At 74.7% G+C, this 21,083-nt stretch carries 21 protein-coding genes; 14 read left to right on the forward strand and 7 right to left on the reverse strand.

The features are described 5' to 3' along the window. Positions 1-100 precede the first annotated feature (100 nt). Positions 101-1,516, forward strand: coding sequence for a hypothetical protein (locus ACN27D_RS30420; protein WP_421500647.1), 1,416 nt, complete (start codon positions 101-103; stop codon positions 1,514-1,516). Positions 1,517-1,760: 244 nt separating this feature from the next. Further along, positions 1,761-2,894 (forward strand): SigB/SigF/SigG family RNA polymerase sigma factor, encoded by a 1,134-nt coding sequence (locus tag ACN27D_RS30425; protein WP_013477003.1) that lies wholly within the window; start codon positions 1,761-1,763, stop codon positions 2,892-2,894. 100 nt (positions 2,895-2,994) lie between these two features. Here the strand turns inward: ACN27D_RS30425 and ctaD are convergent, their stop codons facing one another. From ctaD to ACN27D_RS30450, 5 genes are all read right to left on the reverse strand, one after another. Beyond that, entirely contained in the window at positions 2,995-4,998 is a 2,004-nt protein-coding gene (gene ctaD / locus ACN27D_RS30430) for a cytochrome c oxidase subunit I (RefSeq protein ID WP_013477002.1), read from the reverse strand. 87 nt (positions 4,999-5,085) lie between these two features. Further along, complete coding sequence (locus tag ACN27D_RS30435) at positions 5,086-5,817, reverse strand: ATP-binding protein (RefSeq protein WP_421500648.1); 732 nt, start codon at positions 5,815-5,817, stop codon at positions 5,086-5,088. Positions 5,818-5,950: 133 nt separating this feature from the next. After that, entirely contained in the window at positions 5,951-6,403 is a 453-nt protein-coding gene (locus ACN27D_RS30440; protein WP_151012745.1) for a DUF4383 domain-containing protein, read from the reverse strand. A 107-nt stretch (positions 6,404-6,510) separates the two neighbouring features. Continuing rightward, positions 6,511-7,665: a glycosyltransferase gene (locus ACN27D_RS30445; RefSeq protein WP_151012722.1), complete on the reverse strand. Its 1,155-nt coding sequence runs from the start codon at positions 7,663-7,665 to the stop codon at positions 6,511-6,513. 28 nt (positions 7,666-7,693) lie between these two features. Further along, on the reverse strand, positions 7,694-8,677 hold the full coding sequence (locus ACN27D_RS30450; RefSeq protein ID WP_225319619.1) for a glucosyl-3-phosphoglycerate synthase: 984 nt from the start codon (positions 8,675-8,677) through the stop codon (positions 7,694-7,696). Positions 8,678-8,925: 248 nt separating this feature from the next. On the opposite strand from ACN27D_RS30450, the gene ACN27D_RS30455 reads away from it, so the two are divergent. From ACN27D_RS30455 to ACN27D_RS30480, 6 genes are all read left to right on the forward strand, one after another. Further along, positions 8,926-9,948 (forward strand): Gfo/Idh/MocA family protein, encoded by a 1,023-nt coding sequence (locus tag ACN27D_RS30455; protein WP_421500649.1) that lies wholly within the window; start codon positions 8,926-8,928, stop codon positions 9,946-9,948. After that, entirely contained in the window at positions 9,941-11,029 is a 1,089-nt protein-coding gene (locus ACN27D_RS30460; protein ID WP_350816994.1) for a zinc-binding dehydrogenase, read from the forward strand. The genes ACN27D_RS30455 and ACN27D_RS30460 overlap by 8 nt, the downstream gene beginning before the upstream one ends. A 158-nt stretch (positions 11,030-11,187) precedes the next feature. Next, positions 11,188-13,482: an accessory Sec system translocase SecA2 gene (gene secA2, locus ACN27D_RS30465; RefSeq protein ID WP_358176110.1), complete on the forward strand. Its 2,295-nt coding sequence runs from the start codon at positions 11,188-11,190 to the stop codon at positions 13,480-13,482. A 203-nt stretch (positions 13,483-13,685) separates the two neighbouring features. Next, positions 13,686-14,402, forward strand: a complete 717-nt coding sequence (locus ACN27D_RS30470; protein WP_350817200.1) for a GAF and ANTAR domain-containing protein — start codon at positions 13,686-13,688, stop codon at positions 14,400-14,402. A gap of 76 nt (positions 14,403-14,478) precedes the next feature. After that, positions 14,479-14,988 (forward strand): DUF2231 domain-containing protein, encoded by a 510-nt coding sequence (locus ACN27D_RS30475; RefSeq protein WP_421500650.1) that lies wholly within the window; start codon positions 14,479-14,481, stop codon positions 14,986-14,988. Between the two features lie 51 nt (positions 14,989-15,039). Further along, complete coding sequence (locus ACN27D_RS30480; protein WP_421500651.1) at positions 15,040-15,792, forward strand: class I SAM-dependent methyltransferase; 753 nt, start codon at positions 15,040-15,042, stop codon at positions 15,790-15,792. Here the strand turns inward: ACN27D_RS30480 and ACN27D_RS30485 are convergent. Both ACN27D_RS30485 and ACN27D_RS30490 read right to left on the reverse strand, forming a co-directional pair. After that, complete coding sequence (locus ACN27D_RS30485) at positions 15,770-16,777, reverse strand: DUF3500 domain-containing protein (RefSeq protein ID WP_421500652.1); 1,008 nt, start codon at positions 16,775-16,777, stop codon at positions 15,770-15,772. The genes ACN27D_RS30480 and ACN27D_RS30485 overlap by 23 nt on opposite strands. Continuing rightward, a complete protein-coding gene (locus ACN27D_RS30490; protein WP_013476997.1) occupies positions 16,774-17,166 on the reverse strand; it encodes an ankyrin repeat domain-containing protein in 393 nt (130 codons plus the stop codon). The genes ACN27D_RS30485 and ACN27D_RS30490 overlap by 4 nt, the downstream gene beginning before the upstream one ends. A 70-nt stretch (positions 17,167-17,236) precedes the next feature. On the opposite strand from ACN27D_RS30490, the gene ACN27D_RS30495 reads away from it, so the two are divergent. The 6 genes from ACN27D_RS30495 (at position 17,237) to ACN27D_RS30520 (ending at position 20,984) form a co-directional block, all read left to right on the forward strand. Beyond that, positions 17,237-17,614, forward strand: coding sequence for a signal peptidase I (locus ACN27D_RS30495; protein WP_120570125.1), 378 nt, complete (start codon positions 17,237-17,239; stop codon positions 17,612-17,614). A gap of 104 nt (positions 17,615-17,718) precedes the next feature. Then, a complete protein-coding gene (locus tag ACN27D_RS30500) occupies positions 17,719-18,171 on the forward strand; it encodes a cysteine dioxygenase (RefSeq protein ID WP_091427994.1) in 453 nt (150 codons plus the stop codon). 38 nt (positions 18,172-18,209) lie between these two features. Further along, positions 18,210-18,707, forward strand: coding sequence for a rhodanese-like domain-containing protein (locus ACN27D_RS30505; RefSeq protein WP_358176098.1), 498 nt, complete (start codon positions 18,210-18,212; stop codon positions 18,705-18,707). Positions 18,708-18,759: 52 nt separating this feature from the next. Beyond that, entirely contained in the window at positions 18,760-19,353 is a 594-nt protein-coding gene (locus tag ACN27D_RS30510) for a winged helix-turn-helix domain-containing protein (RefSeq protein ID WP_421500653.1), read from the forward strand. 291 nt (positions 19,354-19,644) lie between these two features. Continuing rightward, positions 19,645-20,256: a winged helix-turn-helix domain-containing protein gene (locus ACN27D_RS30515; protein WP_120570122.1), complete on the forward strand. Its 612-nt coding sequence runs from the start codon at positions 19,645-19,647 to the stop codon at positions 20,254-20,256. 98 nt (positions 20,257-20,354) lie between these two features. Further along, entirely contained in the window at positions 20,355-20,984 is a 630-nt protein-coding gene (locus ACN27D_RS30520; protein ID WP_421500654.1) for a uridine kinase, read from the forward strand. Positions 20,985-21,083: the final 99 nt, after the last annotated feature.

Raw genomic sequence — 21,083 nt, forward strand, 5'->3', positions numbered from 1 at the left:
ACCTGGGTGTCGCGGGCGGTGCCGTTACCGGGCGGGCCTTGGTCCTGACCCGTGGGGAGATGCCCCGTTTAGACCCCAGAGGGACGGGAAGCCGGGCCGCGTGTTGAGCGAACGAGTCGAACGGACGCCGGTCAGCGGCGCGGGGCTGCCCGTGGATCGGGTGGTGGCGGCCGGCAGCGCCGCCCGGGTCCTGGTCGCCGCGACCGCCCGGGCGCTGCGCGGCGACGACTGCGGCGACCTCGGTCACCCGGGAGGACTGTCCCGCCTCGGCGGCGCGCCCGAGCCGGTACGCCGCGCCGCCGCCGTCCGGGCCGCCGGGCGGTCGGCGCTCACCGCCGGCCAGATCGCCGCCGTGGACGCCGAGCGGGTGGCCGGGTGGTTCGCCGGGCAGTACCCGGACCGGCGCTGGCCCGGCGTGGTGCTCGGCTCCCCGCACGGCGCCGCCGCCCACCTCGCGACGGCGCTCGGGGTGCCCTGGCTCCCGGCCGGGTTCGAGGTCGCCGGGCAGTGGACCCGGGGGGCGGTGGACCGCCCGGACGCCGCGTTCGCGCACGGGGCCACGCTGGCCGCCCGGCTGCTCGACGCCAACCCGCGTGTGCACGTACGCCAGGTGCACTGCCCGGCCAGCCGGGGTGCGGCGGCCGGCGCGGCGGTGACGTTCGCGGTGCGCTGGCGCACCCTGCCGAAGGCGTACGCGCGCTTCCTCGCCGACCGGCTGGAACCGGCCGCGCCGGTGCTGCTGCTGCACGACGCCCGGACCTGGCCGGTACGCGACTGCGGCGACGGGCACAGCTTCCAGGCCGGCTCCCCGGCGGGCGGCCTGGACCCGGTCGACTTCCACCCGGACGCCCGCGCGCTGGGCCAGGTGCTGCGCGCGGCCGGCGGGGAGGAGACGCGCTGGGAGGCGCCGGAGGTCACGGTGGCGGGCGCGTTCGCCGAACACGGCGTGGAGTCCGGTTTCGAGCACGACGCCCGCTCCTGGAGCGACCGGCACGGGCATCCGCTGCACCGGGTGGTCGTGCCGCAGCCGGACGCGCTGAGTGCGGTGACCGCCGACCTGTACCGGCGCTGGCTGCGGCGGGCCGGCAAGACCGGGAACCGGCTGGTGGTGGAGTGCGGCCGGCTGCTCGACCCGGCGCAGGTGCTGCGGGCCGGCCTGGTGCCCTACTGGTGCGAGAACGCCACCGCGCGCCGGGTCGCCGGCGTCGAGTGGTGGCTGGCCGGCAGCGAGCCGTTCAGTTCGGTGGACGTGCTGCCGGAGCCGCCGGGCCTGCGCTCGCCCGCGTACGCGGGGCTGCCCCAGTGGCTGGCGGTGGCCGGCTTCGGGCGCCGCAGGCGGGCCCTGGACCGGGGTGCCGCGCGCGGCTACCCGGTCGCCTCGGTACCCACCCGACGTGCCACGGAGGTGTTGCGCAACCAGCCCTGCGACCTGCCCGCGCCGCCGCCGCTGCGGATGGCCGAGGCCCTCAGCGCGCTACGTGACGCGGGCGCGCACCAGGGCCTGCTGGTCTGCTGACCGACCGCCGGGAACGGCTGGCCGGCCAACCTGGCGAAACTTCCTCGCGATCCTGCGGTCCGTGATTGAGTACCTACGGAGCGGGAAGACCGCTCGCCGCGAAACGGCCCACGACGCCGTGCGGCGGGCAGCCACCGCTTTCGACGTATCCGTCACGTAACCCAACTTCCTCACCCGGTGCGTGGTCCGACCACGCGCACGACCGGTTCCGACCGGGCGGGGGCTCTTCGGCGAGGGGGCGCGGATGTTCGGACAGACCACCACACCCACACCACCGACCACCGACCGGGGTCTGGAGGACCTGGACGCGGCGGCGCTCGCGTACGCGGCCCGCATCGAGGGCCTGCCACCGGAGCGGCGGCAGGAGGCGCGGGACGACCTGGTCCGGTTCGCGCTGCCGTTCGCCGGCCGGCTCGCCCGCCGCTACCGCGGGCGCGGTGAGCCGCTGGAGGACCTGGAGCAGGTGGCCCGTCTCGGCCTGGTCAACGCCGTCGACAGGTACGACCCGGAACGCGGTTCGTTCACCGCGTACGCGGCCATCACCATCGTCGGCGAGATCAAACGGCACTTCCGCGACCGCACCTGGGGCGTGCACGTGCCGCGCCGGCTGCGGGACCTGATCCTCGAGGTGGGACAGGCCACGGCGACGCTGACCAGCGAGCTGTCCCGCGCTCCGACGGTGGCCGAGTTGTCCGCCCGGCTGGAGACGCCGGAGGAGGAGATCCTCGCCGCGCTGGAGTCGGCCGCCGGCTACAGCCCGGCCTCGCTCAACGCGCCGGTGGGCGGGGAGAGTTCGGCCGAGTTCGGCGACCTGGTCGGCGAGTCCGACCACGCGCTGGAGTCCGTCGACGACCGGGTCACGGTCAGCGGCCTGCTGCACCGGCTGCCGTGGCGGGAACGTCGCATCCTGGCGATGCGCTTCTACGGCAACCAGACCCAGGCGGAGATCGCCGCCCGGTTCGGCATCTCGCAGATGCACGTGTCCCGGCTGCTGTCGCGGGCGCTGACCTGGCTGCGTCAGGCGATGCTCGCCGACGCGCCGCCGCCCTGGCAGAACGGCGCGGCCGAGGCCGAGCCGGGCAAGGCGCGGATCTCAGTGAAGCAGAACGGCGACCGGGTGGTCGTCGAGGTCGGCGGCGAGGTGGACCGGGCCGGCGCGGACCAGTTGCGCCGGGCGATGCTCCAGGCGGTCACCGGGCAACCCCGTGAGGTGGTGGTCGACCTGGTCGGCGCCGGTGGCTTCGACGCCGGCGGGATCGCCGCGCTGATGGCCGGCCGGGAGGCCGCCGCGCGTACCGGGGTGCCGCTGCGGCTGACCCGGGTGCAGCCGGCGGTGCGCCGCTCGCTCACCGCGGCCGGACTGCCGGCCGCCGACTGACCTGCGCACGTACCGCGCCGGCTCCCCACCACGGGGAGCCGGCGCGCGGCGTACGACGAGAGGGCCGGCGCCCGGGCGGCGCCGGCCCTCGTCCGGTGTCTCAGTTCTCCGGGGTGTCCCCGTGCCCGCGCGGGTGCCGCCACCTGTCGTTCGGCTGCTCGTCGCGTTCGGCGTTGAGCGCGCTGCCCTCCGGCTCGTCGGTCTCCTCGAAGCTGGGCCGGCGCACCTCCTCCGGCGCCGGCACCTCCACCGGCCGCGCGCCGGACTGCGGCGCGGGCTGGTAGTCCACCGCCTCGGGGGCGCCGTACGCGCCGCCGGCCGACGGCGACTCCGGCACGTGCCGCTCGTGGTGCATCTCCTCGCGGAACGACTGCGGCGGCTTCGTGGTGCGCTGCGGCAGGTCCCGGCCCAGGTCGGAGACGAGCGGGCCGTACTTGAGGTCGAACGCCGGCCGCTCGGAGCGGATACGGGGCATCCGGTCGAAGTTGCGCAGCGGCGGCGGGCAGGTGGTGGCCCACTCCAGCGAGTTGCCGAAGCCCCACGGGTCGTCCACTGTGACCATCGCGCCGTACCGCCACGACTTCCAGATGTTCCAGATCACGAACAGGGTGGACGCGCCGAGCACGAACGATCCGATGCTGGAGATCGTGTTCAACGTGGTGAAGCCGTCGCCGGGCAGGTAGTCGGCGTACCGGCGCGGCATGCCCTCGTTGCCCAGCCAGTGCTGCACCAGGAACGTGGCGTGGAAGCCGATGAACATGGTCCAGAAGTGCATCTTGCCCAGCCGCTCGTCCAGCAGCCGCCCGGTCATCTTCGGGAACCAGAAGTAGAGCCCGCCGAACGCGGCGAATACGATGGTCCCGAAGAGCACGTAGTGGAAGTGCGCCACCACGAAGTACGTGTCGTGCACGTGGAAGTCCACCGGCGGGCTGGCCAGCAGCACCCCGGTCAGGCCGCCGAGCAGGAACGTCACCAGGAAGCCGATGGCGAACAGCATCGGCGTCTCGAACGTGAGCTGTCCCTTCCACATGGTGCCGATCCAGTTGAAGAACTTCACGCCGGTGGGCACCGCGATCAGGTAGCTCAGGATGCTGAAGAACGGCAGCAGCACCTGCCCGGTGGCGAACATGTGGTGCGCCCAGACCGTCATGGAGAGCACGGTGATGGCGATGGTGGCCAGCACCAGGCCGGTGTAGCCGAAGATGGGCTTGCGGGAGAACACCGGGATGATCTCGGTGATGATGCCGAAGAACGGCAGCGCGATGATGTACACCTCGGGGTGGCCGAAGAACCAGAACAGGTGTTGCCAGAGCATCGGCCCGCCGGTCGTGGGGTCGTACACGTGCGAGTGCAGGATCCGGTCCGAGGCGAGCGCCATCAGCGCGGCGGCGAGCAGCGGGAACACGAAAATCACCAGGACGCTGGTGAGCAGCGCGTTCCAGGTGAAGATCGGCATCCGGAACATCGTCATGCCGGGCGCGCGCAGCGTCACGATCGTGGTGATCAGGTTGACCGCGCCGAGGATCGTGCCCAGGCCGGACACGGCCAGGCCGACCACCCACAGGTTTCCGCCGACGCCGGGGGAGTGCTGCGCGGTGCTCAGCGGCGTGTACGCGGTCCAGCCGAAGTCCGCCGCGCCGGCCGGGGTGGCGAACCCGCCCATGACCATCAGCGCGCCGAGGAAGTAGAGCCAGTACGCGAACGCGTTGAGCCGGGGGAACGCCACGTCGGCGGCGCCGATCTGCAGCGGCACCAGATAGTTCGCGAACCCGAAGAACATCGGTGTGGCGAACAGCAGCAGCATGATCGTGCCGTGCATGGTGAACATCTGGTTGTACTGCTCGGGGGAGACGATCTGCATCCCCGGCCGGGCCAGCTCCGCCCGGATGATCAACGCGAGGACCCCGCCGACGATGAAGTACCCGAACGACGTGACCAGGTAGAGCAGGCCGATCTGCTTGGCGTCGGTGGTCCGCAGCAACCGCCACAGCGCGTTGCCCTTCACTGCTTCCCGTACGGGCCCGGGGTAGCCCCCGAACCGGGCCGGCGCGAGGATCGCGGGCCCCCGGTCTCGTGCCGGTTCCGTGACTACCCGCTTGGGCATGGCTTCTCACCCCGTGTGACGACAGACAGGACGGGCGGGCGTACCCGGCCCTCTGCCCATGTAACCAGGCGAGAGCGGAGAATTCGGTCAATTGGCCGGGAGCATGGCCCAGACGACCTTGCCGGCGCCGACCGGGGTGCTGCCCCAGCGCTGGGTCAGCTCGCGCACCAGCATCAGCCCGCGGCCGCCCTCGGCACGCGGATCGCGGCTGGCCGCGGCGCGGGCGTCGGCCGGGCTGCCGTCCATCACCGCGACCCGCAGGTACGGCCGGCGCAGCGTCAGCGTCACGTGCATCGGGGTGCCGGCGTGCCGCACCACGTTGCCGACCAGCTCGGTGAGCACCAGCGACGCCGGGCCGGCCAGCTCCGGCACGTTCCACCTGCCGCACGCCTCCGTGACCAGCTCCCGGGCCCGCCGGCAGGCGCCGGCGACCGGCTCCAGCCGGGCCCGCAGCCGGGGCGCCGCCTCCGCGCCGGCCAGCGCGGTCGCCTCGGCGCAGTCCCGGCGCACCGGCACCACCCGGCAGGCGGTGGTCTCGTTCAGCCAGGCCGCCGTCTCGGCGCAGGGAGCGGCGAGCACCATCGGCACCGCCGGCCAGTCGGCGGCGCGCCGCGCGGCGGCGGCGAAGACGGACAGGGCGAGCGGCTCGCCGACCTCAATCTCCTCCAGGTCGACCACAAGAGCGTCCGGCTGCGCGGCGAGGCAGTTGTCGAGCACCTCGTGCACCGCGCGCATCGTGCCCAGGTCGAGCGCTCCGGCCAGCCGTACGACAGTGACCGGCGACTCGTCGCGGACCTCGCACCTGATCCGGGTCACCATCGCCGCCTCGTTTCCTTCTCGTCGGGGAGGGCCGCCCGGCCGGGGCGATCGCCGCCTCCCGCAGCCGGAGGACTACGGACGTACCCGGGCCCCGGACCGGTGAAACCGGGCATCGGGGCCGCCGGGGCGCAGGTCAGCGGCGGTCCCCGCGCCGCGCCGCGACCAGCCCCAGCGCCAGCATGGCGGCGCCCAGCAGCACGTGCAGCCACGAGTCGGCGCGGTTGACCGCGAGCGCGTTCGCCGCGTCGCGTCTGTCGACCGCCAGACCGAAGAGCCACAGCGCCAGGTAGACCGCACCGGCGCCGACCAGGAACGTGCGGGCGCCCGCGACGGTGCGGGCCAGCGCCAGCCCGGCCAGGCCGAGTACCAGGTGCACCAGGTTGTGCACCGCCGAGACCTGGAACACACCGAACAGCCGGGCGCCGGAGCCCGGCCCGGCGAAGCGCAGATCCGCGTAGTCGCTGGTGATGCCCGGCACGAAGCCCAGCGCGCCGAGCAGCAGCAGGAGCACGGCGAACCCCGAGGCGATCCGGCGTACCGGCGCCCGCCCGTCGGCCGGGTTGCGCCGTGCCCGGGAGTGCGCCATCGAGTTCGTCACGCCGGCCTCCTCGCCACCGCGGGAAGCGCCGGTTTCCCGCGCCCGGCGGGGGCAAACGCCGGCCCGGCCGCGCGGGGCAGCCGGGCCGGTGCGGCTCAGGCCGGCTGCAGCGGCTTCGTCACGCCCGCCCGGACCCGGTCGTACAGCTCGACGTACTGCTGTGCCATCCGGGCCGGGGTGAACCGCCGGGCCGCCTCCCGCCGGCACTCGGCCGGCTCCAGCCCGGCGGCGGCGAGCACCAGGTCACCCAGCTCACGCTCGTCTTCGGTGAGCAGGCCGGTGCGGCCGTGCCCGATCAGCTCCGGCAGGCAGCCCCGGGCGGTGGCCACCACCGGCGTGCCGAGCGACAGCGACTCGACCACAGCCGTACCGCCCGGCTCCTCCCAGCGCAGCGGGAACAGCGACGCCCGCGCCGAGGCGACCAGGTCGTCGCGCTCCCGCCCGGCGACAGTGCCGACCCAGCGCACCCGGTCGCCGTCGACGTACGGCGCCACCTGGTCGTAGAAGAAACGCACGTCCGGGTTCTGCCGGGCCTCGTCGCCGGCCGCGGCCAGATCCTCCGGCCGGTGGTACGGGCCGACCGGCCCGGCCAGAACCAGCCGGAAGCCGGTCTCCTGCGCCAGCCGGGCGCCCAGGTCCTGCCCCTTGCCCGGGTTGATCCGGCCGAGGATCACCACGTGGTCGCCCTTGGCCACCGGCGCGTGCCGGTCCGCGTCGACCGCGAGCGGGGTGGACAGGTGCACGTGCCCCACCGAGTGCGCGCGCAGCGCCTCCGGAGCGCGCGCCAGCTGCGACGCGGACACGCCGTTGACCCGTACCCGGTCGCCGCCGTCGAGGTTGCCGTACAGCTCCGGATGCTTGGCCAGGTCCCAGTGCAGCGTGTGCAGCACCGGCGGGGCGTCCGGGCCCATCGCGGCGAGCGTGGCCAGCCCGACCGCCTCCACGTGGTCGTGCACCAGGTCGATGTCGTCGCGGGCGTGCAGCGCCCGCACCACCTCGGACAGGTGCGCCTGGGAGACGCCGCAGACCTGGTTGTACGGCCGCTGCAACGCGTGGAACTGGCCGTCCGGGAAGACCGCGATCCGCTCGTCGACCGGCAGCGTGCTGCTCTCCACCGAGGCGAGCACCACCCGTACGCCCAGGCGGCGCAGCTCCGGCACCAGCGTGGCGATCACGTTCTCGATGCCGCCGTAGCCCGGCGGAGGCACGGACAGCCACGGCCCGGCGTTCATCAGCACGGTGAGCGTCATGCGCTGTCCTCTCTCAGGGTTTCCCCACTCACGCGGCCGCCACCCGGCGGCGGGGAAGGCGGTGCCGCATCTGCGCCAGCGGCGGGCGTTCCTGCACCGACACGTCGTTGACCACGATCTCGCGGTCCAGGTTGGGCAGCGTCTCCGAGCCGCCCCGGCGGAACTGGGTCAGCAGCGCGGTCGGCGCCACCCCCGGCGCCGCCCACCCGCGTCGTTGCAGCCGCGACCAGGCGGTCAGCATGATCTGCGCGGACATCCGGCCCAGCGCGGCGGTGTCCTGGTGCCGGTGCTTGCGCTCACCCAGGTCGACCTGGGCCAGCGCGTCCAGCCCGACCATCTCCAGCAGGTCGATCAGCATGGCCGTCTCGACGCCGTACCCGGTGACGAACGGCACCCGCTCCAGCACCTCGCGGCGGCCGGCGTACTCGCCCGCGAGCGGTTGCACGAAACCGGCCAGCTCCGGCCAGAACAGGTTCAGCAGCGGCCGGGCCATCAGCTCCGTCACCCGCCCGCCGCCGTCGGGCTCCACACTCGTCGCACCGACCAGCGGCCGGTGGTAGAAGCCCTTCACGAACTCCACGCCCGGATCCGTCAGCAGCGGCCCGAGCAGCCCGGTCACGAAGTGCGGCCGGAACTCGCGCAGGTCGGCGTCGACGAACGCGACCACGTCCCCCTCAGCCGCGGCCAGCCCGGCCCAGAGCGCGTCGCCCTTGCCGGTCAGGCGGGGCAGCCCGCGCGTCATCGCGTCCTGGCTGACCACCTCGGCGCCGGCGGCGCGCGCCACCTGCGCGGTCCGGTCGGTGGACCGGGAGTCCACCACGATCAGCTCGTCGACGAGCGGCACGCGGTCCATCAGGTGTTCCCGGACGGTCGACACGATCGCGCCGACCGTCGCCTCCTCGTTGCGGGCCGGCAGCACCACGCTGACCCGGCTCGCGCCCTTGGCGCGTACCAGTCGCCGCGCCGGCCAGTCGTCGGCGGTGCTGGTGCGGTACGTGGCCCACGCCTCCACCACAGGTGAGACGGTCGAATCTGATTCCCGCACGGGCACCCCCCATTAGTGGTGGAATCGCGAATCATGGTTTTCCCAATCCCGCATCCGCGCTAACCGGATCTTGCCTAACAACCTGATCACCAGGTGCGTACCGGGCGGTTCCGGGCGGATGAACGTTGCGTTGCGCCCCCCGGCGGCGTTTCGCGCGCGGCCGCCGGGGGGAGTGGTGACCGCAGTCTTCCAGTCGTGGCGAGAGGGTTGGTCGGATGCGTACCTGCCGGGTGGGACTAGTCGGAGCCGGTGGGGTGGCACAACGCCACGCCCGGGTGCTCACGGGCTTCGAGGACGTGGAGCTGCTCGGTGTGACGGACGTCGCGCCGGACGCGGCGGGGGCGCTCGCCGGCACGTACGGCGGCCGGGTGTTCCGCGACGTGGACGAGCTGCTCGCGGCCGGGCCGGACGCGGTGTACGTCTGCGTGCCGCCGTTCGCGCACGGCCCGGTCGAGGAGGCGGTGGTCGCCGCCGGGGTGCCGATGTTCGTGGAGAAGCCGGTGGCGCTGGACCTGGAGACCGCCGAGCGGGTCGCCGCGCTGGTGCAGCGGCGAGGGCTGCTCACCGGCGTCGGGCACCACTGGCGCTACCTGCACGTGGTGGAGGAGGCCCGGCGGCTGCTCGCCGACCGCCCGGTGCGGATGGTCAACGGGGCCTGGCTGGACAAGGTGCCGCCGGTGGCCTGGTGGGCGCGGCGGGACCGCTCCGGCGGCCCGGTGGTCGAGCAGGCCGCGCACGTGCTGGACCTGGTCCGGCTGCTGGCCGGTGAGGCGGTCGAGGTGACCGCGTACGGCGACGGCAGCCCGCCGCCGGTCGAGGGCGCCGACATCGACTCGGTGACCGCCGCCACACTGCGCTTCGGTTCCGGCGCCGTCGGCACGCTCGCCGCGTCCTGCGTGCTCGGCTGGAAGCACCGGGCCGGAGTGGAGATCCTCGCCGACGGGCTGGCGCTGTGGCTGGCCGAGGACGGCCTGACGATCCGCGACGGCGACGGCGAGCGGCACCTGCCCGCCGACCCGGACGCCGCGCGGGTCGCCGTCGACCGGGCCTTCGTCGACGCGGTGTGCGGCCTCGGCGACGACGTCCGGGTGCCGTACGCCGAGGCGCTGCGCACCCACCGGCTGGCGCTCGCGGTGGCCGAGTCGGCGCGTACCGGACGGCCGGTGGCGCTGCCGACCGGGCCGGCGTCCCGGCTCACCGCGCCGGTAGCGGACGCGGCGGTGAGCGTCGATGCGTGACCGGGTGGTGGTGGTCGGCGGTCCCGGCCGGGTCGAGCTGGCCGAACTGGACGCGCCGGAGCTGCGCGAGGGCACGTTCCGGGTGGAGACGCTCTACAGCGGCGTGTCCGCCGGCACCGAACTGAGCTTCGTCAAGGGCACCAACCCCTACCTGCACGTCACCTGGGACGCCGCGCTGGGGCTGTTCCGGCCGGGGGAGGCGAGCACGCCGTACCCGGTGACCCGGCTCGGCTACATGCAGGTCGGGCGCGTCGTGGAGAGCCGCACACCGGCCGTCGCGGTGGGCGAGGTCGGCGCCATGACGTACGGCCACCGCAGCGGCTGGGTCGCCGACCCGCTGACCGAGCGGTTCGTGCCGCTGCCCGACGACCTCGATCCGCTGCTCGGCGTGTACGTCGCGCACATGGGCCCGATCTGCGCCAACGGGCTGCTGCACGCCGCCGCCGACCTGTGCGGCGCCGACGTGCGCACGCTCGGCGACGGCGTACGCGGCCGCCGGGTGGCGGTGGTCGGCAGCGGCGTGGTGGCGTTGCTGACCGCGCTGTTCGCCCGCCGCCACGGCGCCGCCTCGGTGGTCGTGGTCGACCCGACGCCGGCCCGGCGGCAGGTCGCCGAGGCGCTCGGCCTGGACACGCTCGACCCGGACGCGGACGACCCGGCCGTGGTGCTCAAGACGCGGTGGAACCACGCGGCCGGGGACCGGGGCGCCGACGTGGTCTTCCAGTGCCGTGGCCAGGACTGGGCGTTGCAGCTCGCGCTGCGCCTGCTGCGCCCGCAGGGCACGGTGATCGACCTGGCGTTCTACCAGGCCGGCGCGGACGCGGTCCGGCTCGGCGAGGAGTTCCACCACAACGGGCTGTCGCTGCGCTGCGCGCAGATCGGCCGGGTGCCGCGCGGGCTGGCCCCCACCTGGGACCGGGAGCGGCTGTCCGCGGAGACGGTGGAGCTGCTGCGCCAGTACGGGGACGTGATCCGCAAGCACCTGATCTCGGCCGTGGTCCCCCTGGACGAGGCCCCCACCCTGCTGACCGACCTGGCCGAACGCCGCCGCACCGAACTCCAGGTGGTCCTCACCCCCTGACCCCCGCCCCCGCCCCGTCGATCATGAGGTTGGCGGCGACAAAACGGACACGAACTGCCGTCAACCTCATGATCGACGGGAGCGGGCCGGAAGGGGTGGGCCCGGCGCGCGGCGGGCGGGGGTCACAATCGGCTCCGGTTCGCGTACCGTTGCCGCTCATGGGTGTGTCGCAACGGTTGAAGACCAGGTTCCGCCGGTTCCTCCAGCGCCCGGGGACGACAGTCGACCTGGCGCCGCTGGAGAAGCTGCTGCCGGCGATCGAGGCGCGCGAGGCGGACCTGGAACAGCTCTCCGACGCGGAGCTGACCGAGGCCGCCGGCCGGGCCACGGGGTACGAGGAGATCTGCGCGATCGGCCGCGAGGCGGCCCGGCGCGGGCTCGACCAGCGCCCCTACGACGTGCAGCTGCTCGGCGCGATGGCGCTGCTGTCCGGCAAGGTCGCCGAGATGGCCACCGGTGAGGGCAAGACGCTCACCGCCACGGTCGCCGCGTACGGGCACGTGCGGCTGGGCAACGGCCCGGTGCACGTGCTCACCGTCAACGACTACCTGGCCCGCCGCGACGCCGAGTGGATGACGCCCGTCTACGACCTGCTCGGGCTGACCGTGGGCTGGGTCAACGAGGCGTCCACGCCCGAGGAGCGGCGCGCCGCGTACGCCTGCGACGTCACCTACGTCTCGGTCAGCGAGGCCGGCTTCGACTTCCTGCGCGACCAGCTCGTCACCGACCTGGCCGACCGGGTGCAGCCGCCGCTGAAGACCGCGATCGTGGACGAGGCCGACTCGATCCTGATCGACGAGGCCCGGGTGCCGATGGTGCTCGCAGGCGCGGTCGGCGGCGAGCAGGACCCGGTGCACGCGGCCGCCGCGCTGGTGCGCGGGCTGCGCAAGGGCAAGCACTACACCGTCGCCGACGACGGCCGCAGCGTCGCCTTCACCTCGGTCGGCCTGGCCACCGTCGAGGCCAAGCTGGGCGGCATCGACCTGTACGACGAGGAGCACGTCGGGCAGCTCTCCGCGGTGAACGTGGCGCTGCACGCGCACGCCCTGCTGCACCGCGACGTGGACTACATCGTCCGGGACGACTCGGTCGAGCTGATCGACGAGATGCGCGGCCGGGTCGCCCAGCGCCGCCGCTGGCCGGACGGGCTCCAGGCCGCCGTCGAGGCGAAGGAGGGTCTGGACGCCACCGCCGAGGGCGAGGTGCTGGGCACGATCACCGTGCAGGCGTACATCGCGCTCTACCCGACGGTCTGCGGCATGACCGCGACCGCGGTGCTCGTCGGCGACCAGCTCCGCGAGTTCTTCGGCCTCGAGGTCGCGGTGATCCCGCCGAACACCCCCTGCGTCCGCGAGGACGAGCCGGACCGGATCTACGCCACCCGCGCCGAGAAGGAGGAGGCGCTGGTCGACGAGATCACGCGCTGCCACGAGGCGGGGCGGCCGGTGCTGGTCGGCACGCTCGACGTCAAGGAGTCCGAGGGGCTGGCCGCCGCGCTCAGCGCCGCCGGCGTGTCCTGCGTGGTGCTCAACGCCAAGAACGACGACGAGGAGGCCGGCATCATCGCGGAGGCCGGCGCGTACGGCGCGGTGACGGTCTCCACCCAGATGGCCGGCCGGGGCGTGGACATCCGGCTGGGCGGCAGCGACCAGGCCGACCGGGACCGGGTGGCGGAGCTGGGCGGCCTGTACGTGATCGGCAGCGGCCGGCACGACAGCCGCCGGGTCGACGACCAGCTCCGTGGCCGGGCCGGCCGGCAGGGCGACCCGGGCGGGTCGGTGTTCTTCGTCAGCCTGGAGGACGACCTGGTGGTCCGGCACGCCGGCGACACCGTGCCGGCCTCGCCCCGGATGAACGCCGACGGCCTGGTCACCGACCCGCAGGTCGACTACGCGGTCGAGCACGCCCAGCGGGTCGCCGAGGGCGTCAACCACGAGATCCACCGCAACACGTGGCGCTACAGCCAGGTGATCGAGCAGCAGCGCAAGGCGCTCGCCGAGCGCCGGGAGCGGCTGCTGACCAGCGACATCGCCGCGCTGATGCTGCTGGAGCGGGTGCCGGAGAAGGCCGGCGAGATGGACGAGGACCTGCTCGCCGACGTGGCCCGCAAGATCGCCCTCTATCACCTGGACCGGCTCTGGGCCGACCACCTGGCCGAGCTGTCCGAGGTACGCGAGGGCGTGCACCTGCGGGCCCTGGGCCGGCTCGACCCGCTCGACGAGTTCCACCGCAGCGCGGTGCCGGCGTTCAACGCGCTGGTGCCCGAGATCGAGACCCGGACTGTGGCCACGTTCGAGGAGACCGAGTTCGACGAGGGCTGGGAGCCGGACTCGTCGAAGCTGGTGCGGCCGAGCGCCACCTGGACGTACCTCGTGCACGACAACCCGTTCGGCTCGGAGCTGGACCGGCTGATCGCCTCGGTGGGCCGGCGGCTCATCTCCGGGTCGCGCTGACCCGCACCGAAGGCCCCTTCCGGTGCAACCGGGAGGGGCCTTTTTGCGCGGTTTCGCCCGCGGTCTGCGAGGGTAGTAGGCCGGGGCCCGGCCACAGGAGGGACGGACATGGGACAGGCAACGGTGCCGGACGGGGAGACCGCGTGGACGTACGCGGGGACGGTGGAGGCCCCGGCCCGGTGAACCTCGACACGCGCCAACCCATGATCGACAACCTCGGTGTGCTGGAGACGGCCGCGCTGCTGCGCGAGCTGACCGCCGGCCTGATCGGCGTGGCCGGGTTCGACGAGGCGCTCGACCGCCTGGTCCGGATCGCCCGCGACGCCGTACCGGGCGTGGACTGCTGCGGCTTCACCGTGCTGCGCGCCGGTGAGCCCGCCGGGGTGGCCGCCTCCGACCCGGACCGGGCCGAGCTGGACGACCTGCGGCACGGCCCGGACACGCCGGCGATGACGGCGATCCGCCGCCGGGAGATGATCATCGCGGGCGGGCTCGCCGACGAGACGCGCTGGCCGGCCTGGAGCGAGCGGGCCCGCGCGCTGGGCGTGCACGGGGTGATCTCCGCCCCGGTCGACGTGGACGAGCAGGTCATCGGCGCGATCAACCTGTACGCCGGGTCGCCCGAGGCGCTCACCCCCCGGCACCAGCTCACCGCGATGCTGCTCGCCGAGCACGCCGGGCTCCTGCTGGCCGCGGCGCGCGACCGCGAGCGGGCCGCCAGCCGGGCCGGTGAGATCGACGACTCGCTGCTGGCCGAGGGAGTGGTCGGGCAGGCCGTCGGCGTGATCATGACGCAGCGCGGCTGTCCCGCCCCGGAGGCGCTGCGGGTGCTGCGCAGCGCCGCCTCCGCACTGGACATCCCGCTGCGCGAGGTGGCCGAGCGGCTCGTGCTGACCGTCTCCCGTCCCCGGGACAACTGAGCGACAGTCGTTTCGCCTCGCGGCGCCTCGGGTAGCACTCTGGACTGGTGAGCTGCGCCGACCTGGGGAGGAAGCGATGCAGAGCCGACTGCGGGTGCAGGGGCATCCCATTCAACCGATGCTTGTCACGTTCCCGTTCGGCCTGTTCGTGTGCGCCGCGATCTTCGACCTGGCCGACGTGGCCGGCGGTCCGGCGTTTCTCGGTGAGGTGGGCTACTGGACCGCGGTGGCCGCGCTCGTCGCCGCCGGGCTCACCACCGTCGCCGGTCTGGTCGACCTGTGGGACGTCCGCGCCGGGCGCACCAGCCGGACGGTGCTGACGTTCAACCTCGTCAACGCCGTGATGGCGGCGCTGTTCCTGCTGTCCTGCCTGATCCGGGCCAGCGCGCCGCAGCGGGGCGCGACGGGTGTCCTGCTCGCCGCCGAACTCGTCGCGCTCGCGGTCGGCGCGGTCGGCGTGGCGCTGGGCGCGCGGCTGATGCAGCAGTTCGACCGGGTCCGGGCCACCGAGCCGACCGGCTTCGAGACGTTCGGTGACGTGCCCGCCGGGGCCACCGTCGAGGTCGCCCGTCCGCGCCGGTTCTGACCCCGCCGAAATCCGTTGCCGCGGCCGCCGCGGGGCGGCAGGCTCGCGGGCATGGTCGGGACGTTCGAGGAACTCGTCGCCGAAGCCGAGGCGGCGCCGGTCGAGGGCTGGGGCTTCGACTGGCTGCGCGGCCGCGCCACCGAGGAGCGTCCGCCCTGGGGGTACGCGCGCCTGGTCGGCGACCGGATGGCCGCCGTGAAGGCGGCGCTGGACATCGACACCGGCGGGGGAGAGGTGCTCGCCGAGGTGCCCGTGCCGCCGCCGCTGCTGGTCGCCACCGAGGCGTGGCCGCCGAACGTGCCGGTGGCCCGGCGCAACCTCCGCCCGCTCGGCGCGTCCGTGGTGCGGGTGGGCGACCGCCCGCCGCTGCCGTTCCGGGACGCCACGTTCGACCTGGTCGTGAGCCGCCACCCGGTGCACACCTGGTGGAACGAGGTGGCCCGGGTGCTGCGGCCCGGCGGCGCCTACCTGTCCCAGCAGATCGGCCCCGGCACGGTGCGGGAGCTCAGCGAGGCGATCCTCGGGCCGCTGCCGCCGCCGCAGCACCGCCACCCGGAGGTGGCGGTCGCCGACGCGCGGGCCGCCGGGCTGACAGTCGTCGACCTGCGCGAGGCCACGCTGCGTACCGTCTTCCACGACATCGGCGCGGTGGTCTGGTTCCTGCGCAAGGTGGTCTGGACGGTGCCCGGCTTCACGGTGGGCCGCTACCGGGACGAGCTGCGCCACCTGGACGCGCGGATCCGGGCCGAGGGACCGTTCGTCGCGTACGCCCGCCGTTTCCTCATCGAGGCGCGCCGGGGCTGACCGGGCCGGGCGGGTGCGCCGCGGCGTGGTGCGCGGCCAGCACGTCGGCGCCGAAGTCACCGGCGGGGCGGCGCAGCACGGTGTGCGCGTGGTTGCCGTCGTCGGTCGTGTTGTCGTACTCGATCAGCAGGTCCTCGCCCTGCACCCGGTAGTAGTGCCGCCGGCCCGGCTCGACCGGGCCGGCCCAGGCGAAGTGCAGCTCTCCGCCGTCGAGCCGGTCGGCCTCGCGGGCCGCCAGCTCCGGCGGCAGCCGGTCCAGGTAGAGCGCGACGAGCCGGTCGAGAAGCGCCCGGCCGGTCGGCCGCAGCCGCCCCCGGGGTACGCCGAGCGGGTCGAGCCGGTCCGGTGCGGCGGCCCGGGTGGCGCTGATGATGTCGGCGGGCGCCTCCTCGGCGATGATCGCGGCGGAGCGGCCGCCCGGTCCGAGCGCGTCGAGCAGTTCGCGGGCCAGGTCCTCCTCCGGGCCCAGGGGCCGGGAGACCGGGCGTCCGGCGTGCCGGACGGTGGCCGGGTTGGCGCCGAGGAAGACCGGCGCGGGGGAGACCCGGTCGTCGGCGACGGTCATGCTCACCGACAGGTGGTGTCCCTCGAACCGCCAGGCCCAGTCGTCGTCGCGGGCCGGGTCGCCGAAGACGGCCACCCAGTAGTCGCCGCTGTGCCGGCCGCGCCGCCAGTCCTCCGCCCGGTCCAGCACCTCCTCCAGGGCCATCACGGCCATGGCCTGCGCGTACGCGGCGGGGCTGAGCGCGGTGGCGAGCAGCCGGTGCGCGGCCTTGCGGGCGGTGACGTCCAGGCCGGCGAGCGTGACGCCGGGCCGGGGCCGCGGCCGGTACTCCAGCCACCGCCGGGCGGGCTCGTCGTCGAAGGCGTGCCGGGCGGCGGCGCGGGCCGGATCGTCCAGCGCCGACAGGAACGCCTCGGCCGCCGCACGCATCTGCTCGGGTACAGGATCCTCCACCGTCCCTGTATACCGCCCGCCGCTCATGCGCGGCCGAGCAGCGCCAGCATGTCGGGCAGCTCGAAGAACCGGGCGGTCTCGACCGCGGACGGGCCGCCGTGGTCCGGGTCGGCGCCGGCGTCGAGCAGCGCGCGGACCGCCGCCTCCTGGCGCCGGAACACGGCCGCGGCGAGCGCGGTCTGTCCCCTGTCGTTCACCCGGGCCGGGTCGGCGCCCCGGGCCAGCAGCGCGGCCACCGTGTCCGGGTGGGCGTGGTACGCGGCGAGGATCAGCAGCGTGTCGCCCTTGGCGTTGGTGAGGTTGACCGGCAGCCCCGCGTCCACGTTGGCCGCCAGCTCCTCGGTGGCGCCGGCCCGGGCCAGGTCGAACATCCGGTGGGCGAAGGCGATGGTCTCGTCGTCGAGTTCGTCGGGCATCCGCCCAGGCTATGGCGTCGCGGCCGGACGCGCCTGGTAGCTTGCGCAGCCGGGCACGGGAGGCGCACGCATGGACGATCGGGTGTACGTGGGCAACGCGGCGGTGGACGGCGCGACCGACGCGGGCTGGCTGCTGGGCCACTTCAAGCCGGCCGGGGACGTGCGGCACAGCACCGACGTGGAGGTGAAGTGGGGCGTGCACCCGGCGGGGGAGACCCGGTCCCGGTGGGCCACCGGTGAGCGGCGTACCGCCCTGCTGGTGCTGATCAGCGGCGCGTTCCGGATCGAGTTGCCGGACCGGACGGTGGTGCTGCGCGCGCCCGGTGACTACGTGGTGTGGGGCCGGGGCGTGGACCACTCCTGGTACGCCGAGCGGGAGTCCACGGTGCTCACCGTCCGCTGGCCGTCGGTGCCGGGTTACAAGGTGGAGCCGCCGGTGCGGCGGTGAGCGCGCCTCTCGTCCCAGCATTCGGTATTACCTACTAAACCGATAGGCTTTACCGTCTAAGCTGGGGGAGCACATCCGCTCCGCACCGTGAGGACGCCCCGCCGATGACCAGCACCGTTCCCGCCGACCTGCTCGCCGTCGCCGCCCGCTGGGCCGACCCGGACGGCTGGCCGGTGCCGCTGCGCTTCGAGGCGTCCGAGCGGTGGTACGCCCGGCTGGACGCCGGCGACGAGCACGAGGTGTGGGCGCTGAGCTGGCTGCCCGGACAGGGCACCGACCTGCACGACCACGGCGGCTCGGCCGGCGCGTTCCTGGTCGTGGCCGGCGTGCTCACCGAGGAGACGGTGAGCGGCGGGCGGCTGCGCCCGCACCGGCTCGCCGCCGGCGCCGGTCGGCGCTTCGGCGTACGGCACGTGCACCAGGTCACCAACCGTGGCGACGAGCCCGCCGTCAGCGTGCACGTGTACCGGCCGGCGCTGACCCGGATGACCCGCTACCACCTCGTCGCCGGCCGGCTCCGGGTCGCCGAGGTGGCCCGAGCCGGTGTGGCCTGGTGAGCCGCCCCCGCAACCCCGACGAACGGAAGGACGCCACGATGGCGCAGCAGATTCCGACCACCGCGACCGAGCGCTGTCCGGTCCCGCCGCCCGGCTCGCGGGGCATCGACGAGATCCTCGCCGCCGCCCGGGCCCGCCTGCGCCGCCTCGACCCGGAGCAGGCCCACCTGGCCTGCCGGGGCGGCGCGCTGCTGGTGGACATCCGCCCGGCCGCCCAGCGCACCGCGCAGGGCACCGTGCCCGGCTCGCTCGTGGTCGAGCGCAACGTGCTGGAGTGGCGCTTCGACCCGCGCTGCGCGGCACGGCTGCCGCAGGCGACCGGCTACGACGTCCCGGTGATCGTGCTCTGCCAGGAGGGCTACACCTCGTCGCTGGCCGCCGCCGCGCTCCAGGACATCGGCCTGCACCGGGCCACCGACGTCGTCGGCGGCTTCGCCGCCTGGCAGATCGCCGGCCTGCCCACCCTCGGTCCCACCCCGCCGACCCGACCCTCGTCCGCCGCGCCCCCGGTCACCGCCGGCGGGGCGCTCCGCTGACCGTCCCGCCGCACCCGGCGGGGCGGGGCGACCGCCCGCACAGGAGGCTCCCATGTCCGTCGTCGCCCTCACCACCCGTCCGGCCCGATCGGGCCGCCCCGACCGGGCCGTGCCGCCCCGGCCGCGTACCGCACCGACGCTCACCATCACGCTCGACCTGGGTGCCGGGCCGCTGACGCCGGGCCTCGCGCGCCTGGTCGACCTGCTCGACGAACTCGCCGCATCCGGGGAGGGGCTGGCCGTGTCCGGCGAAGGACCGGCCGGACCGGACGACCGCCCGGCCGCCCGTACCGTGCTCGGCCCTCGCCGCGGCGACGCGCCCGCCCCCGCGGCGCCCGCCCCCGGCGGCGTGCGCATCCTCACCGGCACCCGGCGCGTCCGCCACGGCGGCGCCGAGATCCCGCTGACCCGCATCGAGTACGACCTGCTGCTGTTCCTCACCGAACATCCCCGCCGGGTGTTCACCCGACTGCAACTTCTCGCGAACGTCTGGGGCTACGAGCACGCCGTGGCGCGCACCGTCGACGTCCACGTCCGCCGGCTGCGGGCCAAGTTCGGGCCGGACACGCCGCTGGTGACCACCGTGTACGGCGTGGGCTACCGCCTCGCCGACGACGCCGAGATCGTCGTGGACCGCGACGCCTGACCTCGGCCGACCGGCACGCGGCGCACCCGGACCCGGGGTGCGCCGCGTTCACGTCTGCCGCTGATCCGCCATTGTGAACCCCCGGGGAGACCCCCCGTACCACCGCGAAACGGTGCTCTGCTGTAATCAACGGGCCTCGCACGCAGAGCGAGCGCACGGCTGCGATGTGTTCGTCAAATGTCACATTCATGCAACGCGGCCGCCCCTTGACCCTCGCAGAGACGCCGGGAAGCATCGATGAAGCGGCGTCCCGGGCCGTGGGGAGATACCCGGACCAGCCCAAGGAGGACCATGTCGGTCAGCCCCGCCTCGTCGCGCGCCGGATGGCATACGTCCCAACCCGCGGTCCCCGGTCGTCCCCCCGGCGGCCAGCGCCGTCCCGCCAACACCGCCGCCGCGCCCATGCTCACCGTCACCCTCACCATCCCCCTGGCCTGCGAGGAGTCGCTCACCCCGGCCGCCCGCCGGCTGCTCGACGCCGCCCGCGAGATGCTCGAACGCGGCGACGCGGTGGTCAGCGCGGGCACGGTCCCGGCCGAACGCCGGCCCGACGCCGTCCCGGCCGGCCGCGCTCCGGCGCGCCCGCTCGCCCCGACCATCCCGACCCTGCACATCCTCGCGTCGTCCCGGTCGGTGCTGCGTGACGGCGAGCCGCTGCCGCTGACCCGCCTGGAGTTCGACCTGCTGCTGCACCTGGTCGCCCACCCGCGCCGGGTGTTCACCCGGCTGCAACTGCTCAACGCGGTCTGGGGGTACGAGCACGCCGGCGTCCGCACCGTCGACGTGCACGTACGCCGGCTGCGCGGCAAGGTCGGTGTGGACGTCCCGCTCGTCACCACCGTCTACGGCGTCGGCTACCGGCTCGCCGACGACGCCCGGGTCACCATCGACCGCACCGGCTGACCACCGGGACCACCACCCGCCGACCGCCGCCGGACGGAGCCCCGACCGCCCGGAGCGATCATGTGGTGACCCGCCCGCCCGCGCGGCAGGATGGTCCGATGCGCGTGCGCCCGATCAGCCCCGACCTGCTCGTCACCGAGCTGGCCAAGCGTCTCGCCCGCACCGGGACGCCCGGCCGGCTGCGGGTCGCCGTGGACGGCCCGCCCGCCGCCCGGCCGGACGCGCTCGCCGAAGCGCTCGTCGACCCGCTGCGCGCCGCCGGCCGGCCGGTGCTGCACGTGCGCGCCGACGACTTCCTCCGCCCCGCCTCGGTGCGCCTGGAGCACGGCCGCACCAACCCGGACGCGTACTACGAGAGCTGGCTCGACGAACCGGGACTGCGCCGCGAGGTGCTCGACCCGGCCGGTCCGGACGGCTCCGGCCGGCTGCTGCCGTCGCTGTGGGACGCCGCCGCCGACCGGGCCAGCCGCGCCGCGTACGTGGACCTGCCGCCCGGCGGGGTGGTGCTGGTCAGCGGCGCGCTGCTGCTCGGCGGCGCGCTGCCCTTCGACGTCACCGTCCACCTCGTGCTCTCCCCGGCGGCGCTCGCGCGGCGCACCGATCCCGCGCTGCGCTGGACCCTGCCCGCCTTCGCCCGCTACGCCGACGAGGTCGTCCCCGCGTCCTTCGCCGACGTGGTGGTCCGGGCCGACGACCCGCGCCGTCCGGCACTCGTCGAGGCCGCCTGACCAGGGGCTGCGGACTCACCGGAAACACTCAGGAAACAGCCGGTTTGGCCCGCCGTGGGCGGGGGTAATCGCCCGGCTCACAGAGCACGGGTGATCTCG

It is taken from the genome of Micromonospora sp. WMMD1274 (assembly GCF_049179035.1).
Taxonomy (GTDB): domain Bacteria; phylum Actinomycetota; class Actinomycetes; order Mycobacteriales; family Micromonosporaceae; genus Micromonospora; species Micromonospora tulbaghiae.